The following is a 17,596-nucleotide window of genomic DNA, read 5'->3' on the forward strand; positions in this document are numbered from 1 at the left end:
AAATATGATGGAATGTTTAGGGTGTAAATTAGCAGGTGGAGAAGAAATTATATATAAAATATATGAAGATGACTATGTAACATGCTTTCTAGATCATGAACCTTTCTATACAGGACACACTTTAATTGTGCCAAAACAACATGTTGTAGAAGTAGATGAAGTAGATGATGTTGTAGCAAAATCCATTATGGATGCTTCTAAGCTAATTGCAAAAGCGATTAAGGCATTATATAAACCAGATGGAGTTACAGTTTGTCAAAATGGTGGAGTATTTAACGAGTTAACACATTACCATATGCATGTCGTACCAAGATATAAAGAGCGCTCGTTTGCTGAGTTTTATATGGTACAATCGGGAGAAAAACAGAATCATAACTTTGAAGAGACAAAGCATTTATTAAAAGAAGCGATAGAGCAAATACTACATATTGAAAAGGTGTAAAAGAATTTTTCTTAGAGATACAGTCAGGAAAATTCTAATATTAAAAAGCCCAATTTCTCAGTTAAAATAGAGAAATTGGGCTTTTGTTTATTCTATTATTAAATTTTATCTATAAAAAGATTTTACAGTGTCACAAAGTTTAGCGCTCATTCGTTATATAGAGTGAGAGGAGGAATTATATGAAAGTTACAAACAACGATTATGAAAAGATGGAAGAGCTATATGAGTTGTATGAACAAAAAGTTTATTATGTAGCGTATTCTATTTTAAATAATATTCAGCAGGCCGAAGATTCGGTTCAAGAGACGTTTATTACTCTTTATAAGAACTTGGAAAGGCTCCATAGCTTGAGTACTGAAGAGCTTAAACGATACATTTTGAGGGTTGCGAAAAACAAGGCGATTGATAGCTACCGGAAAAATAGACGACATGAAACATTTTTAGAAGAATATGAAAGAGAATCAACAGAAACAGTAGATGAAAATATTGAAGAGTGGGAAAAACGTGTAATGTCCGAGGTTCAAATTGATACATTGCTAAAAGAGTTAAATGAATCTAACAGACAGGTGTTTAAGTACAAAGTCTTCTATAACTTAACGTATCAAGAAATTTCAAGTGTCATGGGGATAACGGAGGCCAATGTCCGCAAGCAGTTTGAACGCGCTCGAAAACGAGTCCAAAATATGATAGGAGGTATACAACATGACGAATTCAAAGAACTCCAAAGAAATATATGAACTTGCTGAAAAAATCGCTTTAGATGATTTCGATAAACTCGAAGAACAACATGAATTTTCACATACATATACGCGCAAAAAGAAACAGTTTATGGAGGAAATGAAGCTGAAAGATGGACAACCTCAGAAAAAGCGTAAAAAACATCGTATGTTAATCGCTGCTGCTTGCTTATTAATTGGTATGCCGACAACAGTTTTTGGTGCAGTAAAAGTCTACAATATGATTGTCCAAAAACAAAATTACGAAGTAAATGTTTCGGTAACAAATAAGGACTCAAAAAAGAGTGATAAGTGGTATAAGTTGAAAATAGGTAAATTGCCAGAAAATATGGAAGCAATTGATGATTCTGCTATGAAATATTCATTTAAAGATAACGACGCAATGGGTGGATTTTCATTCGTTCTTTCGAGAGTGGGAGAAAATGCGGATTTTCAAACTTTATATTCAAAAAGTTATGAAGAAAAAGAGATAAATGGCAGGAAAGCAGTAATTGTCCATAAAGAAACTGGAAACAACAACGTAATGTTTGACAGAAAGGTCTTTCTCTTTTTTGAGAAAGAAGGGATTATGCTAGAAAGTTATATTGGATCCGATGTAAACGAAGAACAAATGATAGATGTGTTAGGGAGTATTTCACTTGAGCCAACGTCAAAAGAAAAGGCATCATATATAGCAGATTATGATGAAAATCGTTTTACCAAAGCAGCTGAACCGAAAGAAAATAAGGTGATTCCATTGAAAAAAGATAGTAAACGACTATTTCATATAGGACAAAAGGTTCCAGTAACGATATCTATGGATAACAGCCAAATTGAATATGTGATAGAAAAAGTTGAAGTCTTTGATTCAATCAAAGATTTTAAACAAGAGAACTTTAATGAACTTGGCCTAGAGATATTAAGCAAGATTAAGGCTTTAGATCAGACTGGAAAATTACTATCGTACAGACGAGATGAATATAAATTAGGGAATGGTAAAGATTCAATTGATACATTAGTAGATTCGAAATTAGTTAATGTTAAATTTGTCTATTTAACAACAACAGTGAAAAATATTGGTAAAAAGTCGACAGAAGAAATCTATATGCATCCATCCATAAAACAGCTTAAATTTGAAGGGAATGCATGGAAATACGCTAAAGAAGAGGGAATGGACGCAACGCGTATTATGACGGGGGAAGTTGATTACTTGGAACCTCACGGAGACGGAAAAAGCTTTTACAATATTGGCAGTATCCGACCAGGACAAACGATGAAAGTTAACTTAGGTTATTTTGTAGATGAGGATAAACTAGATTCAATCTTCCTTGATGCTTTCCATTACAGAGGGAATGGTGGCACTGAAAATATGAATGCGGAATATCGTTGGTGGATTGATATTCGTCAATAGTAACAAAGAGACTAAAAAGCTGCTTATATTTAGCAGCTTTTTTCGTCTTCATACATATGTAAAATCTCTTTCGCACGTATACGTAAACCATCTATTAATTCTTTCGGTTCTAACACTTTTGCATCTTTTCCAAGCCTATAAAATAAGGGGGTAATAAAATTAATTTCACCTTTATCAATTGTTGAATGTATATATCCTGTCCCATCTTCGTTTGCTACAACGAATTCTTCAAGGTAAGGCACGCTTTTACATTGGCGCACACCTTCTATCGTTAATAAAACATGTAACTGGATAGGAATGTTTATGACGTTAGAGCTAGAGTCAAACCATTCTTCTAAATTCATGAACGTATTTTCACTTTCTTCTGTTGATAATATAGAAAGAATACGATCAACGCGATACAGTAATACTTTTTTTCTACTGAAGTCGTAGGATGGTAAGTACCATAGCCCATCATGAGCATATACACCGATAGGATGAACATGTTTTGTTTTTATCCCCGATTTAGATTCGTATTGAAAGTGTAAATCTTTATTTTCAATAGCCGCGGTTAACACTTCGTTTAAAAGAGGGGTATCAATTGTTCTCTTCGGATTCCAAAAAGCGATATAAGAACGTATTTTATCAACTTTCGTTTTCGCATCATGCTGTAGAGAGCTGTACAGTTTGTGTGTAACGGAATTGATTTCTGTATTAAAAGGTAAGTCTCGGTAGTAGCTTAAAGATTGAAATGCAAAAAAGATGGAGACTGCTTCTTCTTCCGTAAATAAGATAGGTGGAATGACTCTATTCGTTAATACTTTATAGCCGCCGTTACGACCTTGTTCAGCATAAATGGGTAATCCCATATCACTCAAATCTAAAATGTATCTATGGACAGTACGAACGGAGATATTAAATTCATCAGCTATTTCTTGCGCTGTAAATGCCTTTTTGGCAGAAGCAAATATAAGAATATCTAATAAGCGTTTAGCTTTTGACAAATGTATCACCTTTTTTCTTTTTAACGTGACATAAATTGTCATGTTTTATTGTTAGTATATTGTTTACATCATATGTTATCAAGATGAGATACAAGGAGGAAAAGATATGTCACGTGAAATCGTTTTATTTATTGCGGCGAGCTTAGATGGATATATTGCGAAAGAAAATGATGATTTAGAGTGGTTAATGGAAACAGAAGGAGAGGGAGATAACGGTTATACAGAAATGTATGAAACAATTGATACAATAATTATGGGAAAAAGAACGTACGATTATGTAGTAGAGCATATAGAACCATTCCCGTATGTAGATAAAAAATGTTATGTTTTTTCTAACTCAGAAAAAGGTTCAAATGAATACGTGGAGTTTGTAAGTGAAGATGTAGTGGAGTTTACGAAAAGGTTGAAAGAGCAAGAAGGATCTAAAATATGGATGGTCGGTGGAGGGAGTCTACTGAGAGAGTTCTTTAAGAATAATCTAATTGATGAATATGTTGTTACGATTACACCACATATATTAGGTTCTGGAGTTCCGTTATTTCAAGACAAGAACCCGGAAATTAATTTAACTTTAACGGATACGAAACGTTTTGGGCAATTTGTAAATTTATATTATAAAGTAAAATGATAAAGAAACACGATTACTGATGGTAGTCGTGTTTCTTTACAGATGGTAATGAAATGATAAAGCAAGATCCGTGATCGACTTCGCTCGTTACAGCAATATTTCCGCCGTGTAATTCTACAATTTCTTTCACGATAGATAGTCCTAAACCAGTTCCACCTGTAGCTCGTGATCTTGCTTTATCAACACGATAAAACCGATCGAAAATGTGAGGGAGGTCTTCAGACGGAATACCTTCACCTTCATCTTCCATTGTAATGGTGATACGTTTATTTTCTTCTATAACAGAAATGCGGATGTGAGAATGTTCTTTTGAATGTCTATAAGCGTTATTTAAAATGTTCACCACAACTTGTTCGAATCGTTGTTCATCTAAGTTTACTAGCAGTGTAGGAGGACAAGAGAAAGAAACTGTAATGTATCTTTCTTTATACATGGCGTTTACTTTATCGGCTATGCGAGTAAGGAAAGTGTGTAAATGTACTTCCTTTACTTGAATAGAAAAGTTATGTTGTTCCATTTGTGCAAGTGAAAACAAATCTTGAACTAAGTTTGTAATGTAATCAGACTCATCTTTTATAATAGATAAATATCGTAAACGTTGCTTGGGAGATGTTGTTTCTTTTAAAGCAATGTCAGCGTAGCCTCTTACGTATGTCAAAGGTGTTCGTAATTCATGAGCAACACTTGCTAGAAATTCACTTCGCTCTGTTTTCATATAATGTAAATCATTAGCAAGCGTTTGAATTGATGAGGCTAGTTCACCAATTTCATCATTTCGAGTAGTCGTTAACGAAACGGATAAATCGCCTTTACTCATTTTTTCAGTGGCATGTTTCATGTGTAACAATGGTTTTGTTAATAACCGAGATAAAAGAAAAATGGTAATGACTGTGAGTAGAAATGTGATGGCACCAGCAATAATGAATTGTTTCGTTAATCCATTTACCAACTTTTCAATGGATTCTGTCCCAAGAAACATATACACATACCCTTCATGTTTTCCAGATACTATGATAGGACTAACTGTACATATATAATTAGATGTTTTCCAGTGATTTTCTATAATCGCTCCGTCATGATCTGTCCGTGTTTGCATCTTTTCAATATGCTTTTTTATAGTAGTATTTATTTCATTGGATTTAGCTAGTACATCCTTATTTGCATTTGTAATAACAACAGTGGTTTCTGCTTCGGATTCCATTAGTGCAACATGGGAAATTGTTTGCTGATCAAAATACTTTTCAAGGACATCTCTGTGACTATTTCCGCGCTTTAATAAAGCTGTCATTTCTTCATTTACTCTATTGTTGACAAGGCTATAATAAAGCGAGACAAATAGAACACTTTCGATTAAAAGTGTAACAATCAAAAAATAAAATCCGAGCTGAATAGAAATTCGCTTCATTGCTTTGCTCCTTAATCTAGAGTATCAATCCATCGATAACCAACTCCGTACACCGTTTTTAAATGATCATTAATAGGGAAATTTACTTTTCGTAATTTATCACGCAAATTACGAATATGTGAATCAACAGTTCTATCTTCTGTATTTGTATTTAATCCCCAAATTCGTTCAATGAGCTGATCACGGCTTAATACGTAGTTCACATGACGTAAAAATAATCCGAGTAAAGAGAATTCAATTGGTGTAAGAAGAAGTTCTTCGTTATAGACAGAAACGAAATGCTTTGCCTCATCCCATAAAATGCCGTGATATTGGATTTGCGTCCGTTGATTCGTTCGCCTTAAAACAGCTTCAATTCTCGCGAAAAGCTCTTCTTCATGGAAAGGTTTCGTTACGTAATCATCTGCTCCGATTTTTAATCCTTGGACGACATCTACCGTTTGATCACGAGCTGTTACCATAATGATAGGAACGTTACTAAATGAGCGGACTTTTTTACACGTTTCCCATCCGTCCATCGTTGGCATCATAATATCGAGTAAAACAAATTTAAAATTTTGATTTTCTATATGTGAAATCGCTTCTTCTCCGGATCGTGCACAGATGCAGTTATATCCAATGGGAGTAAGATAAAGCGTTAATAATTCAAGCATTCTCGGTTCATCGTCTACGAGCAGTATATCAATCATAGAGAGCCCTCCATATGTAATCTTTACTTAAATTGTAATGCAAAATCATGAAGAAATGGTGCAGATTGTAATGCGTCTGCATAATTTCTTCAGAATTGCTTGTTATTGTAAAGTTGAAATTCCATTTTAGGTAATGATATTGGCTCGAAAATGATTTATACGGAGGCGGTATAGTGAAAAAAATGACCCGAGTTTTTGGGATAACAATAATTACAGCAGTTGGTCTTGCGGCATGTGGACAAACAAATACAGATCATAAAAATCATGAATCGAAAGAAGAGAAGAAAACAGAGCAGAAGGAAATGAAAATGAATCAGGAGGTAACTGCACCGAAAGAAATGAATCAAGGTGCATCAAATGATTTATTAACGACAAGTTTAAAAAATGTAACGAGATTAAACACAAATGATCCTCTGCAAATGGCAGTATTAACTTCGCAGACGATATGGCCAGCAACACATAAAGAGAATCAGCCAGGCGCTGTTATTTTAGTACCAGTAAACGACTGGAAATTAGGTATTGCAAGTGCAGACCTTATTCATCATCCGAATAACGGACCAATTCTATTTATAGAAAAAGAAAAGGTACCCGAGATGACGTTAAAAGAAATAAAACGGCTAAATCCGCTCGGAACGAAAGATGGAACACAAATTATGGTGATGGGGGATGTAGGTGCATCTACCCTGGAGCAATTAAAAGATTATAAAGTAAAGCAAATAAAGGAAACGGATCCAGCCATCTTTGCTAAAGATGTTGATAAAGAGTATGCGGATATAACAGGTAGTTATCCGAATAGTGTTATTATCGGCTCATCAGAAGAGGAAGGGCGTTTATATACAACACCAGCTGTAAACTGGATTTCTCATATGCCAGAACCACTACTTTATACAGAAAAGAATAAAGTGCCGGAAGCGACGATCGAGGCATTAAAGATGAGAAAAGATAAAGCAAATATATATGTATTAGGACCAGAAAAAATCATTTCAAAAGAAGTAGAAAAAGAGTTAAGCAAATACGGGAAAGTAACGCGTATTAGTGGAGAGACTCCAACAGAAAATTCGGTTGCATTTGCGAAGTTTAAAGATGAGAAAACGAAATTTGGCTGGGGGTTCACAAAACCAGGCCACGGTTTATCATTTGTTTCAAGCAAAACACCAGACTTAGCAGTTGCAGGAGCACCATTTTCACATATGGGTAAACACGCACCTGTTGTATTATTAGAAGAAGGTAAAGCTTCACAACCAGTGTATGATTTCCTTGCTACTATTCAACCGAAGTTTAAAGATGACCCAACGCTTGGACCGTATAACCACGGCTTCTTATTAGGAAGTACGAGTGATATTTCATTTGAAACACAAGGTATATTGGATGAGAGGTTAGAGATTGTGCAAGAAAGTGGTCAAGGGCACGGTGGACATTAATAAAATGAGAGAAGACGCTGCTAAGGTAGCGTCTTTTTCTTTAGGAAACTTTTACATAGCAAAACTCTCTACTCGTTATATAATAGCCCTCGTGCATTCGGGTTAGATTTTCTTATGGAGAAAATTAAATGATAAAAGAGTAGAGGAGTGGTATTTTGTTTCAGACGATAAAAAATGACTGGTTTTCCAATGTAAAAGGGGACGTGTTATCAGGAATAGTTGTTGCTTTAGCATTAATTCCTGAAGCGATTGCTTTCTCTGTTATTGCAGGTGTAGATCCGACCGTTGGATTGTATGCAGCTTTTTGTATCGCAGTTACCATTTCATTTGTTGGCGCAAGAACTGGGATGATTTCAGCTGCAACAGGTGCAATGGCATTATTAATGGTAACGCTCGTTAAGGATCACGGTTTGCAATACTTATTTGCTACAACAATATTAACGGGTATTGTCCAAATTATTTTTGGCGTGTTCAAACTGAGCTCATTTATGAAGTTTGTTCCGAAATCTGTTATGAGTGGTTTTTTAAATTCACTTGGAATTTTAGTTTTTACAGCACAATTGCCGCATTTTAAAAATGCAACTTGGCAAATGTATGCACTTGTCGCATTAGGACTTGCAATTATATATGTATTTCCACGTATTACGACGGCTGTTCCGTCTACACTTATTTCCATTATTATTGTAACAAGTATTGCAATTATGAGTGGATTACAGTTGAAAACAGTAGGGGATATGGGAAGCTTGCCGAAAGAATTACCGTTCTTTAGCATGCCTGACGTGCCTTTTACACTTGAGACATTAGGGATTATTTTACCGTACGCAGTTATGCTTGCAGTGATCGGTTTACTAGAGTCATTATTAACAGCTTCAGTTTTAGATGATATGACGCATACGGAAAGTAATAAACATAAAGAAGCACGTGGACAAGGGATTGCAAATATTGTTGCTGGTTTCTTCGGAGGAATGGCAGGATGTGCAATGATTGAACAATCTGTTATTAATATTAAATCAGGTGGACGCGGACGATTATCGACGTTTGTAGCGGGCGGATTTTTAATCATATTACTATTTGTTTTAGGTGATTATGTCGTTCATATTCCGATGGCAGCTTTAGTTGCAGTTATGATTATGGTTTCAATTGGAACATTTGATTGGAACTCTGTAACAACGATTCATAAAGTGCCAAAAGGGAATGCATTTGTTATGATCGTAACAGTTGTGGTTGTCTTAATTACACATAATTTAGCATTAGGTGTAATTATCGGAACAGTAATTAGTGCGGTTTTATTTGCATTCAATATGGCAAAGATTCACGTGAAACATTTATATATTGAAAATAAGAAAATATACGAAATTCATGGTCAACTTTTCTTTGCATCTACGGCAGATCTTATCAATAATTTTTCATTTGAGGAAGATGTAAAAGAAATTGAATTGAATTTTACGCACGCAGACGTATGGGATGATTCAGCAGTGGCATCAATTGATAAAGTTATCATGAAGTATGAACAAAGTGGCGTGAAAGTAAGTATAACAGGATTAAATGAACGTAGCTCAAAACTTGTTACAAATTTAGCTACTTATAATAAAAGAATTGCTAGTTAGAAGCCTCCTTTTTAGGGGGCTTTATTATATAATACGAGTAGGATAACGAAAAGGGGATTCAGCATATGTATAAACAAATTATATTAGCATGTGATGGTTCTGAACATGCACTTCGAGCGGCAGAGCACGCGACACATATTGCAAAATTTAACGAAGAAACAAATGTTGAAGTGGTGTACGTAGTAGATAATAGAACGGCAAAATCAGATATTATACAAGGTCAAACAGATTTAGAAACAATATCGGCTAGCCGAAAAGATAAATTAAAAGAGATTGAAGGTTTATTAAAGAAAGAGAACATTCCTTATACAATTACGATATTACATGGTGATCCTGGGGATACGATCGTTCAATATGTAAATACAGGAGATATAGATCTTGTTATTGCTGGAAGCAGAGGATTAAATACATTACAAGAAATGGTACTTGGTAGTGTCAGTCATAAAATAGCAAAGCGTGTGAAATGTCCAGTGATGATTATAAAATGAAATAGAATGTGACGAAGACCTTAGTATAACTGAGGTCTTTTTTTATGTATAAATGACTCTTATTTGTGGAAATACTAGATATAGAAGTTGAAAAGATGTTAACTTACAAATTTGTAAGTTAGTTGTTAGAGAAATCGATGTTATGAAAATTATTCCATTGGTAAAATAAAAATAACGAAGGGAAGATAGGGAGGATGAAAAAGATGAAAGCACTTCAAAATTTATCATATAGCCAAGGTGTCAGTCTTATTTGTTTAGGGGGATTTGCTGCATCTGTTACGTTAGCTGTTTTAATAAAGGTGTTTCATCAAATCTTTTAATCTTATAGTAGGGAAGGAATTGGTTGTTATCATTAGTAGGAACAGCAATGAAAATAAAAAATAGCTCTTAGCATGTATGTAAATGCTAAGAGCTATTTTTGTTTACTTAGCTACTTCCGCTTTTTCACTTGTTACAGTAACGTCTTTCCATGTTAATTTAGAACCTGGTGCAACGTCATAATCTTTAACACGGTTATTTACACCTGTTAATTCAAACTTGTAATGAAGTGGAATTAATGGTACTTCATCGTGGATAAGTTTTTGCCATTTATCGTATACATCTTTACGATATTTATCGTCCATTGCCGCTGGAGAGATACCATCTTCTAATAGTTTAGTATTCTGTTCGTTTACCCAGCGACCATTGTTAAATTTAGCATTCTTACCCCAAACACCAGAAGGATCTGGATCAGAACCAACGCCCCATGCAGCTGAGAATAAGTCTACTTTTGGATCGTCCTCCTCAACCATTTTATAGAAGGAGTTTAGTTCGTGTAAGCGTCCATCAACAAGCTCTACTTTCACACCAATATCTTTCCAAGATTGGATAAATAATTTTGCAAGAGGTTCACTCGTGTCACTTCCGCTCATTGCTAGAAGGTTAAGTTTAAATTCATTTCCGTTTGGATCTTCACGGAATCCGTCACTATTTTTATCTTTATATCCAGCTTCATCTAATAATTTTTTAGCCTTCTCAACGTCTTTATCATATGCACCGACATTATTATTATGGAACTTTGGTAAAGATGGTGGAACAGGTGAATTAGCAGGATAGCGTAGTCCATGATATAATTTGTCACCGATTTCTTTACGGTCAATAGCATAAGCCATTGCTTGGCGTAAGCGTACATCTTTAAACTTATTATTCTCATTTGTTACATTTTCTTTTTTGTCTTTATCCCAAGTTCCAAACTTAAAGCCGATGTAGCTATAGTATAAATCTGTTTTTCCAATAAGTTGTGCATTTTTCAATTTACTTACATTTGGATATTGATCTGCGCTAACTTCAGCGATATCAATATCACCATTTTTTAATGAGGCGTTTACAACAGACGGATTAACAACTTTTAATGTTAAATTTTTCAGTTTAGGTTTTCCAGCCCAGTAATCATCATTGCGTTCAAATTCAATTGCTTCACCTGGAACGATTTTTTTCACTTTAAATGGACCGAAACCGATTGGATTTTTACGAACTTTATCAGATTCTGCTAGTTTCTCAATTGGTACGTCGCCTAAATATTTTTTATTAAGTGGTAAAGTCCAAACACCAGTAATCATTGATGGATTTGGTTGTTTATATGTAATGGAAATAGTTTTTTGATCAATTACTTTTACACCAGAAATTTTGTCAGCCTTGCCAGCGTGATAATCTTCCATACCTTCAATAAGTGGCATTTGTTTTGAATAGCGAGCACCTTCATATTTTGGATGACCGATTGCAAGGTATGCATATTCTAAATCTTCAGCTGTAACAGGGTTACCATCGTGCCATTTTACATTATCTTTGATTTTTATTGTAATTGTTTTTTTATTTTCAGAAATCTCAAAAGTAGCTGGGCCATTATTTGTAATTTCATAGTTCTTATCTGTCCATAATAGTGAGTCATCAAAGAACGTGATAATATCCCAGTCAGTAGCATTCTCATACACAACAGGATTTAAAATACCAGCAAATGGTGTACCAGATACAAGTCCATAAGTAAGAGATCCATCTTTCACTTCTTTTTTATCATTTTTTACTTGCGAACTAAATTTATTTGTTTCAACGTTTTTCTGGCTACTCGATTTCTTATCATTGCTACCGTTTCCTCCGCATGCAGAGAGTAATAATGTTGAAACTGCAAGTGTACTTAGAACTTTAACAAATTTTGGTTTATTCATAAATTCCCCACCCCTTAACCTTTTCTTTGTCTTGCATCAGCTGCACGTTGTAGCGCTTGGCCGATAAAATTTATACTCAACATCAACACTAAAATCATGATTGATGCAGGTAACCAAATCCACCATTTCTCTTGTAATACATCTGGGTTTGTTGCATAACTAACGAGTGTCCCGAGACTCGGTGTACTTTCTGGGAGGCCGAAGCCTAAAAATGTTAGTCCAGATTCGATACCGATATTCCCCGCAAGGTTTAATGTGACACTTACGATAATAATAGAACTTAAATTAGGTAATACTTGAAAAGTTATGATTTTCCAATTAGGTGTTCCTAATGTTTTTGAAGCTGATACATAATCTAACTCTTTTTCCGCTAGGACTTTAGAACGAATTAAACGTGCTTTACCAGTCCATAAAAACATGCTCATAATTAAAATAAATGTAAGTACATTGAACTTTGGGACAATTGTAATGAAAACAATTACAATCATTAAAAACGGTAAAACAATAATGAAATCGATAATACGCATAATCATATTGTCAATTTTTCCGCCAAAGTAACCTGCGATGAGACCGATAGTCATACCGATAAAGCAGGTGATGGCGGTAATAACTAAGCCAATTGTAAATGAGTTACGTGTACCAATTATAAGTTGTCCAAAAATATCACGGCCTCCATAGTCTGTACCTAACAAATGTTCAGCAGAAGGTGGTGAATATATTGCAAATAAGTCTACTCGTACAATATCTTCTTGTTTCATAATAAATGAGGTTATATAAACACCTAGTAGTAGTAGAGTAAGAAAGACAAGTGAAAACATTGCTAATTTATCTTTACGAAACTCTCTCCACATAATAGAGAAACCTGATGGACTTTTCTCATACGGAATTATTTCTGTTTGTTTTTCAGGGTTTGCCAACATAACGTCTGCTCCTTTCTATTAATCGATTCGAATTCTTGGGTCAACGATGCTTAGAATAATGTCAGAAAGGAGTGTTCCAAGTAACGTTGCAAAACCAGTAAGCATTACTAGGGAAGTAATGACACTAAAGTCACGCTGAGTGATAGATTGCATAAAGAGTTGACCGAGTCCAGGATAACTAAATATACTTTCTAAAAAGATTGATCCACCAATTAAACCAGTAATCTCATAACCTAAGAAAGCTGCGATTGGTAAGAAAGAGTTACGTAAAATATGTTTAGAATAAACTCGTGACTCTGGTACACCTTTTGCTCTAGCAGTGCGTACAAAATCTTTAATCTTCGTATCAATAATTTCACTTCTTAAATATTGGACTGTACTAACAGTTCCAATAAGTGCGCCACATATTGCAGGTAGCATAAGGTGGTTTAATTTGCTCATATAATAAGCGAAGGTACCATCAGCTACTTGTGGGTCTACACTGCCTCCAGTCGGGAAAAGAGCAAGTTGAAATCCGAATACAAAGAGCATAATTAATGCAAAAATAAATAATGGTGTTGCATAACCAAGATAGTTATATAGTGTAATAATCCGATCCATCCAAGAGTTATTCCAGCGACCGCTAATAACCCCTAATGGGATGGCAATTAAATACGTAAGAATTAAAATAGCAAGCGATAATGTAATTGTGTTTCCAAGGCGTTCACCTAATAAATCTGTTACTTGGATTTTATGTATAGTAGAGACACCAAAATCACCTTGAGCAACATTTTTAATCCAGCGTACATATTGTGTTGTAATCGGATCATTTAACCCGAGTCGTTCTCTTTGCTCTTCAATTACTTTTGGATCGGCACTTGGATCCATTGCTCTACCGGTTAAAGCATCACCGGGCATCGCTTTCGCAAGTGCGAAGACGAGAATACTTAATACGAATAATTGCGGTATCATAACTAATAATCGACGTAGTATAAATTTCCACATGTTTTATCACTCCCTTATGGTAATGCCACCCGGTGTGTTGGCGAGATTGGTTTTAAATCGTAAGCACGACCATCTTCATTAAAGTAGTTTTCATAATATTTTTCATATTCAGTATTTACTTCGCGTCGTAGTTTAGTTTGTTTTTCGCGATTTTCTGGGCGAATATCAGGAATTGCTGATATTAAGCGTTTCGTGTAAATGTGTTGTGGATTACTATAAATTTCTGCACTAGTTGCTTCTTCGACAATGCGTCCACGATACATAACACCGATACGGTCACACATATGACGAATTACACCTAAATCATGACTAATGAATAAGTATGTTAGTCCGAGCTCAGCTTGTAAATCTTGCAAGAAGTTTAATACTTGAGCTTGTACAGAAACATCCAGTGCTGATACAGGTTCATCAGCAATAATAAGTTTGGGTTTTAATGTAAGAGCGCGTGCAATACCAATCCGCTGTCTTTGTCCACCGGAAAATTCATGTGGGTATTTATAAATGGACTCCGGATTTAAGCCAACTTTATCAAGATAATCTTGAACAGCTCTACGCTCTTCATCAGGTGAGAGCTTCTCAAAATTCCGAAGTGGTTCAGCGATAATATCGAGAACACGTTTCTTCGGATTTAATGATGAATAAGGATCTTGGAAAATCATTTGAATATCTTTTCGTTGTTCTCGTAGTTCTGAGCGACGTAATCTTGTTAAATCTCTATTATTAAAATGAATGCTACCAGCTGTTGCTTTCGTTAAATGCATAATTGCTTTACCCGTTGTTGATTTGCCACTTCCTGATTCACCAACAATTCCGTATGTTTCACCAGGCTGTAATTCAAAACTTACACCATCTACAGCACGTACATAATCTAATGTGCGTCCGAAGAAACCACCTTTAATTGGGAAATGTACTTTTAAATCTTCTACTTTAAGCAGTGCCATGAGTTACGTCATCTCCTTTCTTATCTTGGAAGTTGAAATGTTTGTAGCAAGTGCAACGTACCCAATGATCTGCTTTTGCTTCATGTAGAGTTGGATTTTCTTCATGTTGATCAGGTCTAATCCATGGAATCCGTGCTTGGAAGCGACAACCTGTACGAGGTAGTTTAGCTAATGTCGGTACAACCCCTTGAATGACATGCAATTTTTCTTTTTCAGCATATGCAGATGGAATAGAATTTAATAAAGATCGTGTATATGGATGAAGAGGATTATTAAAGATTTCTTCAACAGTTCCTGTTTCCACAATTTGGCCTGCATACATAACAACAACGCGATCAGCTGTTTCAGCAACAACACTTAGGTCGTGTGTGATTAAGATGATGCCCATTTTTGTTTGTTCTTGAATAGATTTTAATAGGTCTAGAATTTGTGCTTGAATCGTTACGTCAAGTGCAGTTGTAGGCTCATCTGCAATAATGAGTCCTGGCTTACAAGCAATTGCAATTGCGATAACAATTCTTTGTCTCATTCCGCCAGATAATTCGTGTGGGTATTGTTTATATGTAAGTTCTGGTTTTGGAATACCAACTTGATGGAGTAGTTCTAAGGTGCGTTCTTTTTTTTCTGTCTTTGAAAGGTTTGTGTGGTAATTTAAATTTTCTTCAATTTGTTTGCCGACCGTCATAAGTGGATTAAGTGCTGTAAGAGGTTCTTGGAAAATCATCCCCATATTTGATCCGCGTACTTTATTCATTTCTGCGGCTGACATAGATAGTAAATCCTTATCTCTATAGTAAAGCTGCCCTTGTAATTTTGTATTTGCTTCATTATGCAGTCGCATAATGGAAAGGGCAAGTGCACTTTTTCCGCATCCTGACTCACCAACGATAGCAACAATTTCATTTTCATGAACAGTTAAGGATACATCATCAACTGCTGCATGATACTGATCTTGTATACGAAAGGAAGTTTGCAAGTTTTCAATACGAAGAAGTGGATTCTTCATGGCTATCCCTCCATCTTTTCTGAAAAGACTAAATATTTTGTATGTTGTTATTTTAATATAAATTGACAATGTTTGACAAGGTTAATTTGATAAAATATTCAAAAATCTTTTTATATAAAAGTGGAATGCAGTTGTATTAGGTGTTGAAGTATTTCGAAAGCGCTAACATACATATGAGAGGAAAATGAATCTTTTGTAAGAAAAAAGATTTATATGTAGAAAAAAGAGAGGCATTCTGGAAAGAATGGCCCCTCTTTTTTTGATAAGTATAATATTTGTACTTAAGCTTGTTTTGATTTTACTGACCCTGTATTTAAAGTAAGGGCAAGGAAGAACATTGCAAGTACGCAAGATACAAGTAATAAGATGAATCCGCCATCCCATCCGAATGCATCTACGATAAAGCCCATAGCGGCACTAGCGAAAGCAGCTCCGCCTAAGTAACCGAAGAATCCAGTTAAGCCTGCTGCAGTTCCAGCAGCTTTCTTTGGTGCTAAGTCAAGAGCGTGTAGACCAATTAGCATAACAGGTCCGTAAATTAAAAATCCAATTGCGACAAGTGCGATACTATCAACCATTGGATTACCAGGAGGGTTTAGCCAGTACACAAGAACGGCGATAAATACACCAACCATAAATAAAATACCAGCAGGTGCGCGGCGTCCTTTAAATAGTTTATCACTCATCCATCCGCAAAGAAGTGTACCTGGAATACCAGCCCATTCATATAGAGCGTAAGCAGTACGTGAGCTACTATGAGTAAAGCTTTTTTCTTCTACTAAGTAAGTAGGAGCCCAGTCTACAACGCCGTAACGTACGAAATATACGAAAACGTTCGCAATAGCGATGTACCATAAAAACTTATTGTTTAATACGTATGTAAATAAAATTTCCTTTACTGAAAGTTCACGTTCGCGATCTTTTACTTTTTCATCTGGTGGATATTCTCCAGTATGTTCTTCAATAGAAGGCAATCCGCAAGATTGAGGTGTATCTTTCATCGTAATTAATACATAAATACCAACTAAAATTGAAAGAATACCTGGGAAGTAAAAAATACTTTTCCAGTCATCTGCGAAGAGGTATAAGCCTAATGTTACAAGGGAAGGCATAAGCGCTCCGCCAACATTATGAGCGACGTTCCAAATAGACATTTTTGTACCACGTTCGCTAATAGAGAACCAGTGAACCATCGTACGACCACAAGGAGGCCATCCCATACCTTGTACCCATCCATTTAAAAACTGAAGTACAAACATAAGTATAATGCTCGTTGTAATGAAAGAAAATGAGCCGAAAATAATATTAATGATACCTGATAAAAATAGCCCAGCTGCTAAAAAGTAGCGAGGATTACAACGATCGGATACGATACCCATAAGAAATTTACTTAATCCGTAAGCAATAGAAACTGCTGAAAGGATAACCCCAAGTTCCCCTTTACTAAAGCCTTGTTCAATTAAGTATGGCATTGCTAGTGAAAAGTTTTTTCGAACAAAGTAATAACCTGCATAGCCGATGAAGATACCTAAAAATACTTGTAAACGTAATTTACGGTATTCACTATCAACGCGATCAGCTGGTAAGCGTTCTGCGTGGGGCGCAGGTTTAAAGAATTGTGTGAAAAACATAAAATGAAAATCCTCCCCAATTTAATTCGAAGTGTTGTAAGTCAGAGAGAATATAAAAAGGCCATGAAATATAAAAAAGTTTCCTTTTTTATGATTCATAGCCGTGTACTCCGATTCTCCGTG

Annotated in this window: 17 protein-coding genes; 8 read left to right on the forward strand and 9 right to left on the reverse strand. The window is 35.3% G+C overall.

What is annotated here, in order from left to right; genetic code table 11:
* Positions 1–7: 7 nt before the first annotated feature.
* The 3 genes from AC0NJG_RS17025 (at position 8) to AC0NJG_RS17035 (ending at position 2,569) form a co-directional block, all read left to right on the forward strand.
* Positions 8–442, forward strand: coding sequence for an HIT family protein (locus AC0NJG_RS17025; protein WP_087997426.1), 435 nt, complete (start codon positions 8–10; stop codon positions 440–442).
* Positions 443–621: 179 nt separating this feature from the next.
* Entirely contained in the window at positions 622–1,179 is a 558-nt protein-coding gene (locus AC0NJG_RS17030; RefSeq protein ID WP_087997425.1) for an RNA polymerase sigma factor, read from the forward strand.
* The gene (locus tag AC0NJG_RS17035; RefSeq protein ID WP_087953838.1) at positions 1,145–2,569 is read left to right on the forward strand and encodes a DUF4367 domain-containing protein; all 1,425 of its coding nucleotides are present in this window, start codon (positions 1,145–1,147) and stop codon (positions 2,567–2,569) included. Before AC0NJG_RS17030 ends, AC0NJG_RS17035 begins: the two co-directional genes overlap by 35 nt.
* 29 nt (positions 2,570–2,598) lie before the next feature.
* Here AC0NJG_RS17035 and AC0NJG_RS17040 read toward each other — a convergent pair whose 3' ends face one another.
* Complete coding sequence (locus AC0NJG_RS17040; RefSeq protein WP_140168789.1) at positions 2,599–3,594, reverse strand: helix-turn-helix transcriptional regulator; 996 nt, start codon at positions 3,592–3,594, stop codon at positions 2,599–2,601.
* A gap of 64 nt (positions 3,595–3,658) precedes the next feature.
* On the opposite strand from AC0NJG_RS17040, the gene AC0NJG_RS17045 reads away from it, so the two are divergent.
* The gene (locus AC0NJG_RS17045; protein WP_087953836.1) at positions 3,659–4,180 is read left to right on the forward strand and encodes a dihydrofolate reductase family protein; all 522 of its coding nucleotides are present in this window, start codon (positions 3,659–3,661) and stop codon (positions 4,178–4,180) included.
* Between the two features lie 13 nt (positions 4,181–4,193).
* Here AC0NJG_RS17045 and AC0NJG_RS17050 read toward each other — a convergent pair whose 3' ends face one another.
* Together AC0NJG_RS17050 and AC0NJG_RS17055 are read right to left on the reverse strand one after the other, a co-directional pair.
* Positions 4,194–5,585, reverse strand: a complete 1,392-nt coding sequence (locus AC0NJG_RS17050; RefSeq protein ID WP_087953835.1) for a sensor histidine kinase — start codon at positions 5,583–5,585, stop codon at positions 4,194–4,196.
* 11 nt (positions 5,586–5,596) lie between these two features.
* On the reverse strand, positions 5,597–6,274 hold the full coding sequence (locus AC0NJG_RS17055) for a response regulator transcription factor (protein WP_087953834.1): 678 nt from the start codon (positions 6,272–6,274) through the stop codon (positions 5,597–5,599).
* A 173-nt stretch (positions 6,275–6,447) separates the two neighbouring features.
* Here AC0NJG_RS17055 and AC0NJG_RS17060 point away from each other — a divergent pair, with 173 nt between their 5' ends.
* The 4 genes from AC0NJG_RS17060 (at position 6,448) to AC0NJG_RS17075 (ending at position 10,110) form a co-directional block, all read left to right on the forward strand.
* A complete protein-coding gene (locus AC0NJG_RS17060; protein ID WP_087953833.1) occupies positions 6,448–7,695 on the forward strand; it encodes a cell wall-binding repeat-containing protein in 1,248 nt (415 codons plus the stop codon).
* Positions 7,696–7,850: 155 nt separating this feature from the next.
* Positions 7,851–9,302, forward strand: coding sequence for a SulP family inorganic anion transporter (locus AC0NJG_RS17065; protein ID WP_474063242.1), 1,452 nt, complete (start codon positions 7,851–7,853; stop codon positions 9,300–9,302).
* Positions 9,303–9,367: 65 nt separating this feature from the next.
* On the forward strand, positions 9,368–9,790 hold the full coding sequence (locus AC0NJG_RS17070; protein ID WP_087953831.1) for a universal stress protein: 423 nt from the start codon (positions 9,368–9,370) through the stop codon (positions 9,788–9,790).
* Positions 9,791–9,993: 203 nt separating this feature from the next.
* On the forward strand, positions 9,994–10,110 hold the full coding sequence (locus AC0NJG_RS17075) for a DUF4027 family protein (protein ID WP_143880783.1): 117 nt from the start codon (positions 9,994–9,996) through the stop codon (positions 10,108–10,110).
* A gap of 102 nt (positions 10,111–10,212) precedes the next feature.
* On the opposite strand, the gene opp4A is transcribed toward AC0NJG_RS17075, so the two are convergent.
* The 6 genes from opp4A to glpT all read right to left on the reverse strand — a co-directional run bounded on the left by opp4A (position 10,213) and on the right by glpT (position 17,473).
* A complete protein-coding gene (gene opp4A / locus AC0NJG_RS17080) occupies positions 10,213–11,991 on the reverse strand; it encodes an oligopeptide ABC transporter substrate-binding protein (protein ID WP_474063243.1) in 1,779 nt (592 codons plus the stop codon).
* Positions 11,992–12,005: 14 nt separating this feature from the next.
* A complete protein-coding gene (locus AC0NJG_RS17085) occupies positions 12,006–12,911 on the reverse strand; it encodes an ABC transporter permease (protein ID WP_143880785.1) in 906 nt (301 codons plus the stop codon).
* Positions 12,912–12,929: 18 nt separating this feature from the next.
* Positions 12,930–13,895: an oligopeptide ABC transporter permease gene (gene opp4B / locus AC0NJG_RS17090; RefSeq protein WP_143880786.1), complete on the reverse strand. Its 966-nt coding sequence runs from the start codon at positions 13,893–13,895 to the stop codon at positions 12,930–12,932.
* 14 nt (positions 13,896–13,909) lie between these two features.
* On the reverse strand, positions 13,910–14,836 hold the full coding sequence (locus AC0NJG_RS17095; RefSeq protein WP_143880787.1) for an ABC transporter ATP-binding protein: 927 nt from the start codon (positions 14,834–14,836) through the stop codon (positions 13,910–13,912).
* Positions 14,823–15,842 (reverse strand): ABC transporter ATP-binding protein, encoded by a 1,020-nt coding sequence (locus AC0NJG_RS17100; RefSeq protein ID WP_143881753.1) that lies wholly within the window; start codon positions 15,840–15,842, stop codon positions 14,823–14,825. The genes AC0NJG_RS17095 and AC0NJG_RS17100 overlap by 14 nt, the downstream gene beginning before the upstream one ends.
* A 281-nt stretch (positions 15,843–16,123) precedes the next feature.
* Positions 16,124–17,473 (reverse strand): glycerol-3-phosphate transporter, encoded by a 1,350-nt coding sequence (gene glpT, locus AC0NJG_RS17105; protein WP_143880788.1) that lies wholly within the window; start codon positions 17,471–17,473, stop codon positions 16,124–16,126.
* Between the last annotated feature and the right edge of the window lie 123 nt (positions 17,474–17,596).

The organism is Bacillus sp. SSR7 (assembly GCF_055902415.1).